Origin of the sequence: Pseudomonas sp. PAMC 29040 (assembly GCF_003994535.1) — a bacterium.
Lineage (GTDB): Bacteria > Pseudomonadota > Gammaproteobacteria > Pseudomonadales > Pseudomonadaceae > Aquipseudomonas > Aquipseudomonas paraversuta.
This window is the reverse complement of record NZ_RZAA01000011.1, coordinates 50,717-66,202: the sequence shown is the minus strand read 5'-3', so window position 1 is coordinate 66,202 and position 15,486 is coordinate 50,717. Positions and strand designations below refer to the sequence as shown.

18 protein-coding genes are annotated in these 15,486 nt (G+C 55.9%); 9 read left to right on the top strand and 9 right to left on the bottom strand.

Features of this window, described 5'->3' with window-relative positions; translation table 11 throughout:
• Positions 1-7: 7 nt before the first annotated feature.
• Complete coding sequence (locus WG29040_RS19155) at positions 8-1,186, bottom strand: MFS transporter (RefSeq protein ID WP_127196692.1); 1,179 nt, start codon at positions 1,184-1,186, stop codon at positions 8-10.
• Positions 1,187-1,314: 128 nt separating this feature from the next.
• Here WG29040_RS19155 and WG29040_RS19150 point away from each other — a divergent pair, with 128 nt between their 5' ends.
• Entirely contained in the window at positions 1,315-2,208 is an 894-nt protein-coding gene (locus WG29040_RS19150) for a LysR family transcriptional regulator (RefSeq protein ID WP_003447685.1), read from the top strand.
• Positions 2,209-2,292: 84 nt separating this feature from the next.
• Positions 2,293-3,339, top strand: a complete 1,047-nt coding sequence (locus WG29040_RS19145) for a S9 family peptidase (RefSeq protein WP_127196691.1) — start codon at positions 2,293-2,295, stop codon at positions 3,337-3,339.
• 236 nt (positions 3,340-3,575) lie between these two features.
• On the opposite strand, the gene WG29040_RS19140 is transcribed toward WG29040_RS19145, so the two are convergent.
• Positions 3,576-4,028, bottom strand: a complete 453-nt coding sequence (locus WG29040_RS19140) for a hypothetical protein (protein WP_003447689.1) — start codon at positions 4,026-4,028, stop codon at positions 3,576-3,578.
• A 484-nt stretch (positions 4,029-4,512) separates the two neighbouring features.
• Between WG29040_RS19140 and WG29040_RS19135 the strand changes: the two genes are divergently transcribed.
• Together WG29040_RS19135 and WG29040_RS19130 are read left to right on the top strand one after the other, a co-directional pair.
• Complete coding sequence (locus WG29040_RS19135; RefSeq protein WP_127196690.1) at positions 4,513-5,391, top strand: alpha/beta fold hydrolase; 879 nt, start codon at positions 4,513-4,515, stop codon at positions 5,389-5,391.
• A complete protein-coding gene (locus WG29040_RS19130; RefSeq protein WP_127196689.1) occupies positions 5,381-5,803 on the top strand; it encodes a MarR family winged helix-turn-helix transcriptional regulator in 423 nt (140 codons plus the stop codon). Before WG29040_RS19135 ends, WG29040_RS19130 begins: the two co-directional genes overlap by 11 nt.
• Positions 5,804-5,988: 185 nt before the next feature.
• Here WG29040_RS19130 and WG29040_RS19125 read toward each other — a convergent pair whose 3' ends face one another.
• Together WG29040_RS19125 and WG29040_RS19120 are read right to left on the bottom strand one after the other, a co-directional pair.
• Positions 5,989-6,519: a hypothetical protein gene (locus tag WG29040_RS19125; protein ID WP_127196688.1), complete on the bottom strand. Its 531-nt coding sequence runs from the start codon at positions 6,517-6,519 to the stop codon at positions 5,989-5,991.
• A 50-nt stretch (positions 6,520-6,569) separates the two neighbouring features.
• Positions 6,570-7,010 (bottom strand): PACE efflux transporter, encoded by a 441-nt coding sequence (locus WG29040_RS19120; RefSeq protein WP_003447699.1) that lies wholly within the window; start codon positions 7,008-7,010, stop codon positions 6,570-6,572.
• 115 nt (positions 7,011-7,125) lie between these two features.
• Between WG29040_RS19120 and WG29040_RS19115 the strand changes: the two genes are divergently transcribed.
• Complete coding sequence (locus WG29040_RS19115) at positions 7,126-8,016, top strand: LysR substrate-binding domain-containing protein (RefSeq protein WP_127196687.1); 891 nt, start codon at positions 7,126-7,128, stop codon at positions 8,014-8,016.
• Positions 8,017-8,173: 157 nt separating this feature from the next.
• Here WG29040_RS19115 and WG29040_RS19110 read toward each other — a convergent pair whose 3' ends face one another.
• The 4 genes from WG29040_RS19110 to WG29040_RS19095 all read right to left on the bottom strand — a co-directional run bounded on the left by WG29040_RS19110 (position 8,174) and on the right by WG29040_RS19095 (position 10,781).
• The gene (locus WG29040_RS19110) at positions 8,174-8,530 is read right to left on the bottom strand and encodes an MmcQ/YjbR family DNA-binding protein (RefSeq protein ID WP_127196686.1); all 357 of its coding nucleotides are present in this window, start codon (positions 8,528-8,530) and stop codon (positions 8,174-8,176) included.
• A 305-nt stretch (positions 8,531-8,835) separates the two neighbouring features.
• The gene (locus WG29040_RS19105) at positions 8,836-9,567 is read right to left on the bottom strand and encodes an anti-sigma factor domain-containing protein (protein ID WP_003447706.1); all 732 of its coding nucleotides are present in this window, start codon (positions 9,565-9,567) and stop codon (positions 8,836-8,838) included.
• On the bottom strand, positions 9,564-10,130 hold the full coding sequence (locus WG29040_RS19100; protein ID WP_029612448.1) for a sigma-70 family RNA polymerase sigma factor: 567 nt from the start codon (positions 10,128-10,130) through the stop codon (positions 9,564-9,566). The genes WG29040_RS19105 and WG29040_RS19100 overlap by 4 nt, the downstream gene beginning before the upstream one ends.
• A 108-nt stretch (positions 10,131-10,238) precedes the next feature.
• Complete coding sequence (locus WG29040_RS19095) at positions 10,239-10,781, bottom strand: DUF3455 domain-containing protein (protein WP_003447710.1); 543 nt, start codon at positions 10,779-10,781, stop codon at positions 10,239-10,241.
• A 285-nt stretch (positions 10,782-11,066) separates the two neighbouring features.
• Here WG29040_RS19095 and yghU point away from each other — a divergent pair, with 285 nt between their 5' ends.
• From yghU to WG29040_RS19080, 3 genes are all read left to right on the top strand, one after another.
• Positions 11,067-11,909 carry a glutathione-dependent disulfide-bond oxidoreductase gene (gene yghU / locus WG29040_RS19090; RefSeq protein WP_003447712.1) on the top strand — a complete coding sequence of 281 codons (843 nt, stop codon included), beginning with the start codon at positions 11,067-11,069 and terminating at the stop codon, positions 11,907-11,909.
• Positions 11,910-12,101: 192 nt separating this feature from the next.
• Entirely contained in the window at positions 12,102-12,314 is a 213-nt protein-coding gene (locus tag WG29040_RS19085; RefSeq protein ID WP_127196685.1) for a hypothetical protein, read from the top strand.
• 87 nt (positions 12,315-12,401) lie between these two features.
• Complete coding sequence (locus WG29040_RS19080) at positions 12,402-13,781, top strand: NAD(P)-binding domain-containing protein (protein WP_010656049.1); 1,380 nt, start codon at positions 12,402-12,404, stop codon at positions 13,779-13,781.
• Positions 13,782-13,860: 79 nt separating this feature from the next.
• Here WG29040_RS19080 and WG29040_RS19075 read toward each other — a convergent pair whose 3' ends face one another.
• Positions 13,861-14,316 (bottom strand): GFA family protein, encoded by a 456-nt coding sequence (locus WG29040_RS19075; RefSeq protein ID WP_003447716.1) that lies wholly within the window; start codon positions 14,314-14,316, stop codon positions 13,861-13,863.
• A 369-nt stretch (positions 14,317-14,685) separates the two neighbouring features.
• Between WG29040_RS19075 and WG29040_RS19070 the strand changes: the two genes are divergently transcribed.
• Positions 14,686-15,369, top strand: coding sequence for a helix-turn-helix transcriptional regulator (locus tag WG29040_RS19070; protein WP_003447717.1), 684 nt, complete (start codon positions 14,686-14,688; stop codon positions 15,367-15,369).
• The last annotated feature ends 117 nt before the right edge of the window (positions 15,370-15,486 follow it).

The window sequence follows — 15,486 nt, the reverse complement described above, 5'->3', positions numbered from 1 at the left end:
GCGTGGTTCAAGCGGTTCGAGCGTGGGTAGCCGCCAGTACGGTCACCGTGGCACCCAGCAGCACAATTGCACTAGCGACAAACGTGCTCTGATAGCCGTGACTATCGAACAGCATTCCACCCACGGTTGAGCCCAGAGCAATGGACAGTTGAATCACGGCTACCATCAGGCCGCCGCCAGCCTCGGCATTATTCGGCATGGCCTGTGCGATCCAGCTCCACCAGCCCACCGGGGCCGCAGTCGCCAACAGCCCCCATAAGCCCAGCAGTGCAGCAACAGCGATGATCGAGTGGCCAAAAGGGATCAGTGCCAGCGCGATCAAGGCCATCAAGACCGGAATGACTGTCAACGTCTGGAACAGGCGGCCCCTCAGAACCCGGCCGATGATCAGGGTGCCGATAAAGCCTGCCGCACCGATCACCAGCAAGATCAACGACAACGTGGATACATCGACACGGGTTACCGTTTCAAGGAAGGGCCGCAGGTAGGTAAACAGCGCAAACTGCCCCATGAAGAAGGCTGCGCAACCGGCCATGCCCAGCGCCACGGATAGATTTTTGAACAGTTTGAATACATTTCCGGAGCCCGGTTTGCGCGGTTCCACCGGCATGGGCGGCAGGCTGATGAGCATCCAGACCAGAGCAATCGCCGCGACGGGTACCACACAGAAAAAAGCCCCGCGCCAGCCAATAATGGAGCCCAGATAACTGCCCAGCGGTGCGGCAACTACGGTCGCCAGCGCGTTACCGCCATTGAAGATGGCCAATGCCTTCGGCACCTGCGCAGCGGGTACCAGGCGCATGGCCGTCGCCGCGGACATCGCCCAGAAACCGCCAATGACTACACCGATGAGCGCACGGCCGACCATGTAAGTTTGATAGTCGGGGGCCAGCCCGACGATCAAGCCCGAGACAGCCATCAACCCGGCCAGTGCCAACAGCAGCAGCTTGCGATCGAGGGTTCTGGCAAGCCACGAGATCGACAGGCTGGTCAGCACGGCAAATGCCCCCGAAATCGCAATGCCTTGCCCGGCCATTCCTTCGCTAATCTGAAGATCAACGGCCATCGGCGTCAGCAGGCTGACAGGCATGAACTCAGAAGCGATCAGGGCGAAAACACACAGCGTCATCGCAAAGACACCGCTCCAGTAGGCAGGCGCCTGGTTGCTGGTTGAAACAGTGCCCATCGGGGCCTCGCGGTTATTCGTATTCATAGCGGTAATGGTGACGAACGATCACTCCCGGGACTAGCTAATGAATACTTAACAAGGCTATAAGCTGAGCTAATTAATAGCTGTGAAAGGTGCTGCATACCATGGTCAGAGGAAACCTCAACGATCTGCTTTCATTCGTGACAGTGGCGCGCGAAGGTAGCTTCACCCGTGCCGCGGGGGTACTGGGCGTTACCCAGTCGGCACTGAGCCAGGCCATCAGTGGTCTGGAAGCGCGCCTGCAAATCAGGTTACTGACGCGTACCACCCGCAGCGTTTCGCCGACTGTCGCGGGCGAGCGACTGCTGCAAGCAATCGGTAATCGCTTCGATGAAATCGAGGCAGAGCTGGATAACCTGACGCAAATGCGCGACAAGCCTGCGGGCACCGTACGCATCACTTGCGGCGATCATGTTCTGCGTACCACGTTGCTACCCAAGCTCACCGCGCTACTCCACGAATACCCGGACATCAACGTTGAGTTCGACGTGAGTTACGGATTCAGGGACATTGTGGCGGATCGTTTTGATGCAGGCGTGCGCCTGGGTGACACTATCGACAAAGACATGATCGCAGTCCCGATAGGCCCGCCATTGCGGATGGCTGTTGTCGCCGTGCCAGGGTACTTTGCCAGCCGTGGCACTCCCGAAAACCCGCGCGACCTGATGAACCATAGCTGTATCAACCAGCGTATGCAGACATCTGGCGGGCTCTATGTGTGGGACTTTGAGCAGCGCGGCAAGCAGGTAAACGTGCGTGTAGACGGCCAGCTCATTTTCAACACGTCGAGCCATATCGTGGATGCGGCCCTGGCCGGACTGGGCATTGCGTACCTGCCAGAGGAGGAGTTTGAGCCGCACCTGCGTGAAGGGAGGCTGGAGCGGGTGCTGGAAGATTGGTGCCCACCGTTCTCTGGCTACTATTTGTATTACCCCAGCCGTCGACAGCCATCTCCCGCCTTCACACTGGTTGCCAACGCATTGCGCAAAGCCGGGTAGAGAGGGCGCTCTTCTGGTGTAGATACAGTGGGTCTGAAGTCTGCGCAAGTTGGCCGCAGCTCATGAAACGAAAAGGTAGTGACTATGCATAAAGTAATCCGCACGAAGCGTAATCGCGGATGGTTGATTTCTGTCGTTTGCCTCGCCACGGTCATCGTTTTTTTTGTTCTATCCCGTCTTGATACCTATGGTCTGGATCGCAGAGTAAGTGAGCCTTTTACATTCGAAGCAAATGGACTGCTCCTGGCGGGTACGCTCTGGCTGCCTGACCAAACTGCAACCGCGGCAGTGGTTCTGGTTCACGGTGATGGCCCACAAGATCGCACATCGCAGCAGGGGTACGATCCACTCATCAACGCTCTTCTTGATGCAGGCATTGCGGTTGTATCGTGGGATAAACCGGGCATTGGCGACTCGCAGGGGAATTGGCTCAATCAGTCGATGAGTGACCGCTCTGTTAACGTGCGCAGCGCGATTTCTACCCTGCGCAGCAAGTTGCAAGGGATCCCTGTTGGTGTTCTTGGGTTTTCGCAAGCCGGTTGGGTCGTGCCCCGCCTTAGGCCCAATGGTGCGGACTTTATTGTACTTGTCGGAGGCGCCGTATCTTGGCAACGGCAAGGAGACTATTACACCAGGCAGCGGTTGCAGCGCACAGGGATGTCTGCGGCTGACATTGAACGGGCGATGGCGGAGATAGCCGCAGCTGACGAACGTTTGTTTGCCTCTTCGCAAGTGCCGTCAGCAACCCTTCTGGGCGATATGAGCCCGGAGCGGTGGGCTTTTGTGCGACGAAATCTTCACGAAGATGCAACCCAAGATTTGAAAGAGCTCGAGGTTCCAGTGCTCGCGTTGTGGGGGGCGGACGATCTGAATGTTAATCCTGAGGTCAATGCAGATATTTACCGAAAGACTGTAGGGGGCAACCATCCCGCCAATCGGATAGAAGTCATACCGGATGCAAGTCATGGACTCCTGAGGGCGGTTCCCTATAACACACAACTAACCAGCGAATGGACCTGGCTAACCATGCTGAGATTCCTGATGGAGGGTCGTCATGCCTACGCCCCTGGTGCCCTTGAAACGATAACCGAGTGGGTTCATGCAAGAGCGGGCATAACGGAGGCACGCTGACCAGCAGATACGCTACTCACTCAGTGTGGGCCTGAAGTGAATCGCCCCTGCTTTTGTAAAGTCTTGAGTGACTGCTTCTGGCCGATAGCAGCCTGTCATGAAAGGCTGCTATCGGCCACTCCCATTTTCGTGGACTGCTTGATGGTATCGTTTCTGTCTGCCACGAGGGATTGAAATCTGCCAAGAGCTGGTCTTCGAGGGTACTTATTAAATCAGCGGCGAATCAACACTTTCAATCAATACTGCTTTGTTGCGCTTGCTATACGCCGGTACTTACGCAACTCCCGATAAGCGCTGCGGATATCCAGAAAAAATATCTCTGCGCTGCGCCAGAGCAGCATCCACACCGTAACGGTAAATACTGCCACTGGGATGGTGCTTTCAATGCCTAGAGCATTGCCTATCAGCCCCACCGCCAGTGCCAGGCCCAGGAGTGTCAGCGCTTCCAACTGTAGGATGAGAATATCCCCTCTGACTTGCTCGCTCTTTTCTGCAAAGGTATTGCTGATAGCTTGCTGTAGGCGTTCTCGCTCATTTTCGGGGCAGTTGATCTGCAGGCACAGCTTGGGGTAGTACCAGGCACTATCCAACAGGTAGTCCGCCAGCTCCGGGCTAAGTTTGGGTGCGTCCGGCGAGGCAAATGGATTGAGGTAATCGTGGGTGATCGTCAAATCGATTTTTTTGAGCATTACGAACTTTGGCCTGGTTGAGTTGTGGTCGGAGGCTTCAGTGATTCAGATAAAGCTAGTCCAAGATATCTGTTCTGCTTTGTTGGCAGTCACTCGCGCTGCAGTAGGAGCGAATTTATTCGTAATGCGTGGCTGAATGTGCACCTCGACAGCCTCCATCAACGCTGATTGTTATCGTTCTCTGCGAGTGAGTATTAGGCCGCGGGCGACGCATTCGCGGAAAGGGCTTGAGGCAGCTATTGGCCGCTTTCCGCCCGTGCTGACCGGCAGCTTGTGGCCGATAGCAGCCTGTTGCGAGGGACTACAATCGGCCAGAAGCGGTCACCAACGTCCTTCCGCGATCAATTCAAACGGCAACCGTCGTGAGAAAAACTAGCCAGATCTAACTTGCCACAAGCCCTAAGACAAGCGCGACATGTAGCAATGGCTTGATGAGTGTGTATTTCGCATGTTAAGTATATTATTTCACATGCGAAATAATCCTATGAGCCCAGTACAAAACACAGCTATTTGCCCTGATGGTAGTCCTGTAAAGCTCCATGTTCACGAGGCGATTGGCGCTGCTAAAGCAGTCGTTCAAATCAATCCTGCGACGGCTGTCACCGAACGAATGTATTTCGCTTTTGCACAATTTTTGACAGAGAATGGCTTCACTGTCATCACATACAACTACCGGGGCGTCGGTAGGGATGGGCCACATCCGAAGGATGTTAAAGCCGGATTTACGTCGTGGGCTGACAACGATGTCGAGGCCGTAACGCAGTGGGTGTCTGAGCATTACCCAAGCCTTGCCCATTTGGCTGTAGGCCACAGCTTTGGTGGCCACGCCATCGGGTTGAGTGCTAGCAGTCGCAAGCTGCGTGCAGCTGTGACTATATGCTCACATGCAGGCTGTCTCAGATTTATAAAGCCAGGCATGGAGCGCTTGAAAGTATCGGTTCTGCTGAAAATCATAGGGCCTCTAACCGCCAAACTCTTCGGTTACGTTCCGGGTCGCAGACTGGGCCTCGGAGAGGATATTCCTGCGAATGTCATGCTCGAGTGGTCACGCTGGACAAGCCTTCGCAATTACTTTTTTGATGACCCATCAGTTAACGCAGCTGCCAGATTTTCTCGACCTTCGTTACCTATTCTGGCGTTAGGTTTCAATGATGATCTTTGGGCACCGGCGCAAGCTATCGACCTGATGATGGGGCATCTAACTAAGTGCACTGTTGAACGCCGCCAATTAGGCCCCGAAGACAGTGAAGGATTTTCTATCGGCCATTTGGGGTTCTTCCGTCATCGGCATGCTGACAAACTGTGGCCGATAGTAGTCGCTTGGCTGAATACCCAATTGCCGGAAAATCAATATGAGACATGATCGTCGCTACATTTATCTATTGAACTCAGCTCAAAAAAGTTTATCCAGGCATATTGAACGGCACGTATCCAATACCGCAGGCATCAGTGCAACTCAAGCCGGAGCTTTGTTTGTAATCCGCGCCCAAGATGGGGCACTTAGCGGAGAAGTGGCATCTGCCTTGGATATCGCGCCATCGGCCATGACGGGGTTAGCGGATCGAATGGTGAAGTCAGGGTTGATCGATCGTCGAGTCGATGGACAAGATAAGCGCAGCTACCGGCTCTGGCTAACAGAGGCAGGATTAGAAGCAGCATTACTGGCGACGACCGAATTAGGCCCATTGAACGCGAGATTGACGGAAGAATTTACCGACAAGGAGTTAGAGGTAGTTTCCCGTTGGCTAACCGCTGTGCATCAACGTTGCCAATGACTGTATGCACGGCCTGCAACTACCCAAAATCCCGTATTCGTAAAGCAAGGCCAATGGGGCTGCGATTGGCAGCTCCCGGCCATTTTCAGCTGTGCTGAATGACCGCTATTGGCCGGGAGTTGCCCTTCGTGATGGGCAGTTCTCGGCCAAGCACGAATGCTCGCGCACGCTTACATTGATAGGGGTCAAGTAGCAACGTAGACAAGAACCGGCTGGAGGCAATTGAGCGAAGGTGCCGAATCAAGCATGTCGGTAGACTCACACCATGGATAGCTGCGACCTTGAAGCCAATCCATTATTTTTCGCCTATGTTCAGAAGGGCACTCCAGCATGTGTTCGATAGTGATGGACAGTTGAATGGCCAGGCCGCTTTGCGGTGAAAAGACCCAATGATATTCCCCGCAGCCTACACGTAACTCTCCAGTCGCTTTTGTTGACATGCCAACCAGCCATTTGCACTTATGAACATTTGCCTCGGGCTTTGGAGGGTCTCCGAAGCAGAATGTATAAACGTTCTCATATTGCTGGCTAAAGCTGCGCACCAGTACTTCAGCAATAGCTTCGCGCCCGCTGACGCAAGGGGGAAACAGGATGGTGCTTGTCTGCACTCTCACGTTAAGAGATGCGTCCAGACTAAAAGCATGCCGCAACAAGTCAGGCCGATTTCCGTCCTTGCCGAAGATGTAGTGTTCAATCGCTTTAGTGGCATTATTCATACTCAAATCCTAGTCTTGCTACAGGTAGGCTAATCGGAATTCCGAGCGGATTATGGGTTAACCGAAGCTTCCCCCTTCGCGGAGTTTGGTACATCGAATACTCTGTCGAAGACCCACTGAAACACCAGCGCGTAAAAAAAGAAGAAAACGAACAGCCCCAGATCGGTGACCAGTGCAGCCCACCAAGAAATCTTCAGCCACCATGCCACCAGTGGCACCAACAGCAGAACCAGCCCCCCCTCAAAACCCAGTGAGTGGAGCAAACGTCTGCCCAACGTGCGAGCACGCTGTGGCTGATGCGCTTCCCAGAACTCAAAAGCATAGTTAAACAGCACGTTCCACAGCAGCGCGCATACCGACAACATCAACGACAGCGCACCCGCATGAGCCAGACCTTCGTCGTATATAAACGAGATGCTGGGCGACAGCACCGCAACAGCGATTGATTCATAGAGGATGGCTTGTAGAATTTTCCGCGAAGGTCCTTGCATGGTGTTTTCCGAAGGGGCAGTGGATCGAATATCTGCGACGGTATCGCTCCGTACGCACCACGGAAAATGAGATAAATTTAATACTCATCAATTCAATTCATCCAGGAAACTAGGCGTGTTTTCGACTCTTCCACTCAACGCGCTGCGCACCTTCGAGGCGGCTGCGCGACTGGGCAGCTTTAAAGCGGCAGCTGAGGAGCTCTCAGTCACCCCCGCGGCCATTTCCCATCAGGTCAGGACACTGGAAGCCCGCCTCGGAGCAATGCTGTTCATGCGATCTGGACAAGGTGTGGTGTTGACCGAAGAGGGCGAGATGCTATATCGCCAGACTCATCGCGCATTATCAGACATTCGCCGCAGTCTGGAGGCTTTCTATCCGGACACTGCTCCCCAAACCCTGACCATTTCTACTACTCCGGGCTTGGCGGCAGCCTGGCTGATTCCACGGTTGGGTGGTTTCTATCGGAGCTTTCCACAATACAATGTGAGGCTTGATACACGTAACGAACTAGTCGATCTGCTGCGTGATTCCAGTATCGATCTTGCTATTCGCTCGGTCAGCCGCGATGACCCGAAGTTGTTCCGTCAGGAACTCATGAACGAGCAATTTTCGGTTTACGGTGCCCCGAATCTGGTTGCCTCGCTAAACGTAAATCAGATCGAACTGATCAACGTGCACTGGAAAACTCCGGGCGTATTTTCAATCAACTGGGAAAGCTGGTGCGCGGCCGCAGAATGCCAGGCCTGGCTTGAAACGGCGCAGATGCGTGAGTTAGACGATGAGCATTTTGCTTTGAGCGCTGCTATCGCGGGTCATGGACTGGTGCTGGCAAGCAATGTACTGGTTGCCGACAGCCTCAGGCATGGAAAATTAGTGACCTATAGACCAGAAGTAAGCCTGCCCGGGCCGCGTTATGTTGCTGTGTGCGTGCCAGGGTGGGAGCGGCAGATGCATGTGAATGCTTTCTTGCTGTGGCTGGCAGGTGCCGCACTACAGGATGGATGACGACACTTCTTTGCTGCCTCTTACGACAGGCTGCAATCGGCCAGAAGCAGACGTTCGTGCAAGGTTGCAATCGGTCAAAATAGCCAAACACCACCCGATGGGGGAGCGCAGATAAAATCTGTGCAACCGAGTAACCATGATTTGTCAGTTCGAACCGCTACTCAGTTAACTCGTAACTATCTTGAATGAGTTCGTGTAGGTGTTCGGTTGCTACCGAGCCGTCCAGCACCACACTGATCCAGTGCTCTTTGTTCATGTGGTAACCCGGAAGAATACCCTCCATTTGACGAAGTGAACCCGCTTTGTCCGGATCGCATTTCACATCCAGAATATCAACCTCTCCCTCGCCTGCGAGCCCCAGCTTTTCCTTGGGTACGTTCATCACTATTCCAAACCATTTCTCAGATCCCGGGTCCCTCAGGACGGCGTATTTCGGGAATTTGATCCAGGGGTAATCAGGCTGGATATCGAACGTTTTCGCAACATGGCTCAACACTGCTTTTCTGGATGACATGGGGCTGTCCTTAGGCATTGATTATCTGGTAACTGATGCGGGTGGGTGCTGAATCGCCTCGCCAAAGAACAATGGCCATCGATGAGAAGATGATTAACCCCTACGCCCTTTTGCTCTCCAAACCTTGCTCACTGGATCGTTCAGAGACCGTCATTGCCACGAGCCTCTATCTGAAACCAGTCGTGTTGCAAGTCTGAAAAACTGTCTCAATGATTCTCCTGCATCTTGGATAGTGGAGTGACAGCTCTCGGTTACAGGCAGTGTCTCGAAGGTGTCCACGGAACCTGGGGCGACTCAACCCCTGTTCAGATCACTTTAACGGCCCGGCCAATAAACTGAATCGGTCCTGTGGGTTTTCCGGTCTGCGATCCATTGGGATTCTCCAGAGTCAGCTCAAAGAGCTGGTTGGGTTCCAGAGGGGGCAGGTTATCCAAAGGGACTGAAAACGTTTGCCCTGGCTTGACCAGGCCAAGGGATACCGGTGCTTGCCAGCCGTCCGCTTTGGTCCAGAACTGAAGTACTTTATCAGCCGGGACTTGCGCTACCTCCAAAGGTATCAGTTGGATTTCCCTGGGGTTGCTCGCCTGAATAACCCAGCCGGGCGCCTGGTTCTGCGGAGCTACCAGAACGACCAGGTAGGTGGTCGGGTTTACCACAGCTGTTCGTGTCAGGAGTATTGATCCGAGCAACAGCGTTGCGACAAGACTTGTTCCCGCGAGCCCACGCCATAGAGGAAGAAGGTTCCACCATGAAGTTGGCTTCGCGGTGGCTGCCACTCCTGATGCTCGCCGGTCAGTGCTGTTCACGCTGCGCTCGATTCGCCTCCAGAGCAGGGCAGAGGGGGGCTGCGGTTCAGCCAGTTCGGTCAAGGCAAGCAAGCGTTGTTCCCACGCATCGACAGCTGTTTGCAAATCGGCGTCCTGAGCGAGACGCTTTTTAATCTTGATGCGTTGCTCGGCCGGCAACGTGCCCAGCACATACTCACTCGCCAATTCATCAATGTTGTCGGGACTCTCACCCTCAGGGCTTCTGGTCATCCCATGCACTCCCGCAATACCACCAGGCTGCGTTTGATCCAGGCTTTGACAGTCCCCAGCGGGGTGCCCAGTTTCTGCGATATTTGCGAATGCGAATAGCCATCGACATATGCATGAAGAATGCAGTTGCGCCGCGCCGGCTCCAGTTGCTCAAGGCACACATAAATACGTCCTGAACGGGCTCGATAATCGAAGCTGTCCACATTCCCTGACGATGTCTGCATGGACGCTAAATCGTGCAGTGCCATTTCGCTGTGCTCGCTGACCTGCACTTCCCGGGCGTTATCTCGCATGAAGTTCAGCGCCAAATGCCGTGTCACGATGAAGATCCAGCCACGTGCAGAACCTCGTGCAGGATCGAAACTGGCGGCACGAGTCCATATCTTGATAAAGGCATCGTGCACGATGTCTTCGGCCAGGGCGTTGTCGCGAGCGATTCGCTTGGCAACCCCTAAAAGACGGGCACTTTCCTGCTGATACAAGTCCTGCAATGCCTGCTGCTCGCCTCGGGCGCAAGCAGCCAGACAGGCTTCATAGTCAAAACAGGGTTCAGGTAGAGACAAAGTTTTCAGCCGCCGGCAGTTGGTAAATAACCCCAGCCATCGGGCCGGGGTTTCGTCGAAGGAGAGTAGACGACTTTGCGCGCTAACCGCCTGTTCTGAATCCTTGGCTTAATTAGCTGCCCAAAAAATATAGTCAGCCTGATATTTCACCACCTCGCGCTTGCCTTTGTTTGCAGCGGTGCATTCGGTCATGGGGGCTACGCCGCCTTTTACGGCCACTCGCTGGATATAGCTGACATTGCTCATCGCGCCGTTGCCTTGCGCAGGGTTGGCCTTGACCAACTGATAGGGAAGGTCACCAGTACCTGAGTCTGCAACCGCCAGTTGCGTCCCGGTGATTTTAGAGCCGTCTTTGGCTTGCCAGGTGGCAGGTGGTCCGAAGTAGGTGCCGACCTGTTTGCCACTGCGATCATTAAGCACTGCTTTGGGCCCGACAAAAGTCCATTCGGTCTGACCTGCGACGTTCGCTTTGTCGCGACACTCATACGTGATTTCGCCTACGCCCACAGTCTCCAGGGCGACCTTGTGACCGTCAGGAACCTTGATGCTGTCGGGCAAATCTGTTTGGGCATACGCAGCTGGCACTGTGACCAACAAGCAGGTAGCCGCAAGCGTAGTGCTGACAATGCCCAGGAATCGTTTAGCGTTCATGCAAATCTCTCCAGAAAGGTAATCAGTTCAGCAGCTATGGCTACTACCTGTACTACCCACGGGAGAAGCAACTGGATGCAGCTAACTGGAAAAAATATCAACGCTGGAAGATTCAGCCAGTCTGCGGGTCAAGGTCCGGGCCGGCTTGCAGCGCTGCAAGCCGTCGGTACTCCGGCGCTCTTCGAAGGTGTATGGTCGAGTTTTTCGTCTGTTCTGAACTGCACGGTTGCAGCGTTATCTATATTGGCTGGTCCACCGCGCAATTGAATCCCGGGAGTATCAAGCATGACTGATTACGTACCACCCAAGGTCTGGACCTGGAACAAGGAAAACGGCGGGACTTTCGCCAGCATCAACCGGCCGGTGGCCGGCGCCACCCACGACAAGGAATTGCCGGTGGGGCGTCATCCGCTGCAGCTGTATTCCCTGGCCACGCCCAACGGGCAGAAGGTCAGCATTTTACTGGAGGAGTTGCTGGCCCTCGGTCATCAAGGGGCCGAGTACGATGCCTGGCTGATCAAGATTGGTGAAGGCGATCAGTTCTCCAGCGGCTTCGTCGCGGTAAACCCTAACTCCAAGATTCCGGCGCTGATGGATCACAGCGGGCCCAAGCCCGTGCGCATCTTCGAGTCGGGAGCGATCTTGCTGTACCTGGCCGAGAAGTTCGGGGCGTTTGTCCCCACCGAACCGGCGGCCCGGGCTGAATGCCTGTCCTGGCTGTTCTGGCAGATGGGCAGCGCGCCGTATCTGGGGGGCGGGTTTGGCCATTTTTATGCCTATGCGCCGATCAAGATCGAGTACGCCATCGACCGTTTTGCCATGGAAGTCAAACGTCAACTGGACGTGCTGGACAAGCAGCTGGCGGTGAACGAATACGTCGCCGGCGATCAATACACCATCGCCGACATAGCGATCTGGCCCTGGTACGGCGGCCTGCTCAAAGGCCGGTTATATGAGGCCGCGCAGTTCCTTTCGGTGCAGGATTACAAGCATGTCCAGCGCTGGGCGGATGCCGTTGAGGCGCGGCCTGCGGTCCAGCGAGGACGCCGGGTCAACCGGATTTCGGGGGACCCTTCGCAGCAGTTGCCCGAGCGTCACGATGCCAGTGACTTCGACGCGCGCAGCTAGTCGCTCGGCAGCCGCCCCTTGGCGGTTTCGGGTGCTGACGGGCAGCCCCTTGCCAGGGCTGCCCGCATAAACCCAAGCGTCCCGGGCCGGCACTTACCCATGCTGGCCCTACGGGTTTTATTCTTGCAATCAACGTTTTAATCCCTTATAGCTACAGAGCATTCATAACTAAAAGAGGCTGGATCAGCCCCCATGCATGAGAACACACGTATCTTTCGCTTTTCGGCCCCCCGTCCTGCGCAACGCAGTGATGGCCATGGGCCTAACCTGAAATCCGCTCGGTTCATGGCTTCTCCTTGTGCCAATGCACAGCTCTCCAGACGCTATCAATACCAGCCAATGCTGCCCCACGACGTGCTGGTGGCATTCAAACGCAAGCGCTCGTTCCCGCCACCTGCAGCTTAACGCCTGAACTCTTTCTCCCGTTGCCTGCGGCTTTAGCCGTCCGGGGCGGTGTTTTATTTTTCTGCGTTTAACTGTCGAGGGAATCAGATGTCTATTCGTGTCGCTATTATCGGTGCCGGTCCATGCGGCCTGGCGCAACTGCGTGCCTTTCAATCCGCCCATGCCAAAGGCGCTTCCATGCCGCATGTGGTTTGCTTCGAGAAGCAGGCCGACTGGGGCGGTATGTGGAACTACACCTGGCGCACCGGGCTTGATGAGCACGGCGAGCCGGTCCATGGCAGCATGTACCGTTACCTGTGGTCCAACGGCCCGAAAGAGTGCCTGGAGTTTTCCGACTACAGCTTCGATGAGCATTTCGGTCGACCGATCTCTTCTTATCCGCCCCGTGAAGTGCTTTGGGATTACATCCAGGGCCGGGTGAACAAGGCCGGTGTGCGTGATTACATTCGCTTCAATACGGCGGTCAAACATGTCAGTTTCGACCAGGCGACGCGGGAGTTCAGCGTCACTTCCCATGACTACAGCCTGCAGCAGAGCAAGACTGAGGTATTCGATTTTGTGGTGGTTGCCAGCGGCCATTTCTCGACCCCGAATGTGCCAGCCTTCGAAGGTTTTGAGCGCTTTTCGGGGCGCATCATGCACGCCCACGACTTCCGCGAAGCCACCGAGCTCAAGGGCAAGGACCTGTTGATCGTGGGCAGCAGCTACTCGGCTGAGGACATCGGCTCGCAGTGCTACAAGTACGGTGCGCGCTCGATAACCAGTGCTTACCGCACCCAGCCCATGGGCTACAAGTGGCCCAAAAACTGGGAGGAGCGCCCGCAACTGAGCAAAGTGGACGGCGACATGGCGTACTTTATCGACGGCTCCAGCAAGCGGGTGGACGCGATAATCCTCTGCACCGGCTACAAGCACCATTTCCCCTTTCTGTCCGAGGAACTGACCCTGAAGACGGGCAACCGGCTGTGGCCCGCAGAGCTCTATCAAGGGGTGATATGGGAAGACAATCCGCAGTTGATCTACCTCGGCATGCAGGACCTCTGGTACAGCTTCAACCTGTTCGACGCCCAGGCCTGGTATGCCCGCGACTACATGCTCGGGCGCATTGGCCTGCCTGCACCGGCGGCCATGAAGGCCGACAGCGCCCGCTGGCGTGCCCGGGAAGAAAGCCTGGAGTCCACGGCCTCGATGTACGAATTCCAGGGCAGTTACATCAAGCACCTGATCGAGCAGACCGACTATCCAAGTTTCGATATCGATGCCGTGAACCGGATTTTTCTCAAGTGGAAGACCGACAAGAAGCACGACATCATGGGTTATCGCGACAAGTCCTATCGTTCGGTGATCACCGGCACGGCGGCGGTCCCGCACCATACCCGCTGGTTGCAGGCGCTGGATGACTCGATGGACGAGTACCTGCGCGAAACCCGGGCCAAAGGCGACGTTAACCTATTGCGTCAGCGCTAGGGCCGGGCTCAAGGCTTGCCGACCCGGTCGTGCAAGCCGCCAGCCGTAGCGCTGCTACTGCCGTTCTGACCGGCAGCCGTCAATCACCCGTTACCTGCCGATTCTCTTCATAGCGCAACCAGCCCGCCACCAAAGGCCTTTTGTCCGCGCGGTCATTGGGGTGGGCGCGGCCTTCGAGCACCGGTACTTCTGCGAAATCAAACGGGCTCATGTGTTCGATACAGGCAATGTTCACGCCGTATTGATGGGGGGAAGAGCGGCGCTGGTGAAAGGTATAGATGCCACAACGCGAGCAGAAGTAATGCCGGGCTTCGTTCTTGTTGAACTGGTAGAGCGTCAGCGCATCCTTGCCCTGCACTATCTCGATGTCTGCCAGATTGGCCGACACGGCGACCGCACCGCGCATACGGCAGTAGGAACAATTGCACCGGCGTACCGTGTTCAGGCCATCGCTCAGCCGTAGCGCGAAACGTACGGTGCCGCAATGGCAGGCAGCCTGGTAAACCGGGCGGTTATCGGCAGGGGTTGTGCTCATGACAAGCCTCGCTGGCAACTGGAAGGTGGGCTCGGTGCGCGCTGGCCTGACGCATACATGGCCAGAAAGCGCAGCCTGCGGACAGATGGCGCAGGTTCTTTGATCCTCGGGCAATTTGTCATATTTAGTATTGCTTCACTACAGATTAGTAGGCAGCCCAACCTGTTTAACCTGGCTGATGACTTCTCTGGCCGGCGGCGGCATGTCCTGGTAGCGGTTGCCGAACATGCTGCAGAACAGGGTGCCGAAGTCGTCGCCGCTACCACCTTGTGGCCAAAGAAACCTGATTGACTCATCGATCTATCGCTTCAGGGTATTTGGCCTCAGTATGGCGCTCCGGTACATCAACACTTCGGGATTGAGTGAACTATGGATGTTGAAGCTGCGGATCTTTCCCTGGCGGCGGTGGCGGGGGCAATTGCTGATCCGTCGCGCGCGATAATGTTGTGCGCGCTCCTGGATGGTCGCGCACGCACGGCCACCGAACTTGCGGCACTGGCCGATATTGCGGCGTCCACTGCGAGCGGTCATTTTGCACGGCTGCGTGAGCAGGGGCTGGTGCAGATGCATGTGCAGGGCCGTCATCGCTACTACCGGCTCAACAGTCCGCAAGTGGCCCGGGCGCTGGAAGCGCTGCTGTCGATCACCGATCGCGCAGCGACGGTATTCAGGCCCAGTACACCTTCGGCGTTGAAACAGGCAAGGACTTGCTACGACCATTGCGCCGGCGAAATCGCGGTGAAGGTGCATGACGCAATGCTGGCAGAGGGCTGGATCCAGATCCAGGGCCAGGACTATGACCTCACCGAGAAAGGTGCGCAGCTGCTGGCCAGACTGGGGATTGAGGTGGATTACCTGGTGCAGCAACGCAGGCGCCTGGCCTATCCCTGCATGGACTGGAGCGAGCGCACGCCGCATATGGGCGGCGCGCTGGGGGCCGCACTGCTGGAACTGATGCTCAAACGCGACTGGGTGAGCCGTCATCTCGACTCCAGGGCACTCACCCTGACCGCCAGGGGAGCAACCGCGCTGGCTAAAACATTCGGCGCCTGACAGGGGTTGAAGCCGCTGCGGTTTGAACCTGTCCGGGCACAGGCCTTGGGTGCCCGGCACCAATTACCCGCAGATCGGAGCCGCTCCCGGGTTTATACTCGGCGCCCTCGCAATTAA

Coding starts and splice junctions, on each gene's coding strand:
- WG29040_RS19155 (WP_127196692.1), bottom strand. CDS start 1,186: ATGGGCACTGTTTCAACCAGCAACCAGGCGCCTGCCTACTGGAGCGGT.
- WG29040_RS19150 (WP_003447685.1), top strand. CDS start 1,315: ATGGTCAGAGGAAACCTCAACGATCTGCTTTCATTCGTGACAGTGGCG.
- WG29040_RS19145 (WP_127196691.1), top strand. CDS start 2,293: ATGCATAAAGTAATCCGCACGAAGCGTAATCGCGGATGGTTGATTTCT.
- WG29040_RS19140 (WP_003447689.1), bottom strand. CDS start 4,028: ATGCTCAAAAAAATCGATTTGACGATCACCCACGATTACCTCAATCCA.
- WG29040_RS19135 (WP_127196690.1), top strand. CDS start 4,513: ATGAGCCCAGTACAAAACACAGCTATTTGCCCTGATGGTAGTCCTGTA.
- WG29040_RS19130 (WP_127196689.1), top strand. CDS start 5,381: ATGAGACATGATCGTCGCTACATTTATCTATTGAACTCAGCTCAAAAA.
- WG29040_RS19125 (WP_127196688.1), bottom strand. CDS start 6,519: ATGAATAATGCCACTAAAGCGATTGAACACTACATCTTCGGCAAGGAC.
- WG29040_RS19120 (WP_003447699.1), bottom strand. CDS start 7,010: ATGCAAGGACCTTCGCGGAAAATTCTACAAGCCATCCTCTATGAATCA.
- WG29040_RS19110 (WP_127196686.1), bottom strand. CDS start 8,530: ATGTCATCCAGAAAAGCAGTGTTGAGCCATGTTGCGAAAACGTTCGAT.
- WG29040_RS19105 (WP_003447706.1), bottom strand. CDS start 9,567: ATGACCAGAAGCCCTGAGGGTGAGAGTCCCGACAACATTGATGAATTG.
- WG29040_RS19095 (WP_003447710.1), bottom strand. CDS start 10,781: ATGAACGCTAAACGATTCCTGGGCATTGTCAGCACTACGCTTGCGGCT.
- yghU (WP_003447712.1), top strand. CDS start 11,067: ATGACTGATTACGTACCACCCAAGGTCTGGACCTGGAACAAGGAAAAC.
- WG29040_RS19085 (WP_127196685.1), top strand. CDS start 12,102: ATGCATGAGAACACACGTATCTTTCGCTTTTCGGCCCCCCGTCCTGCG.
- WG29040_RS19080 (WP_010656049.1), top strand. CDS start 12,402: ATGTCTATTCGTGTCGCTATTATCGGTGCCGGTCCATGCGGCCTGGCG.
- WG29040_RS19075 (WP_003447716.1), bottom strand. CDS start 14,316: ATGAGCACAACCCCTGCCGATAACCGCCCGGTTTACCAGGCTGCCTGC.
- WG29040_RS19070 (WP_003447717.1), top strand. CDS start 14,686: ATGGATGTTGAAGCTGCGGATCTTTCCCTGGCGGCGGTGGCGGGGGCA.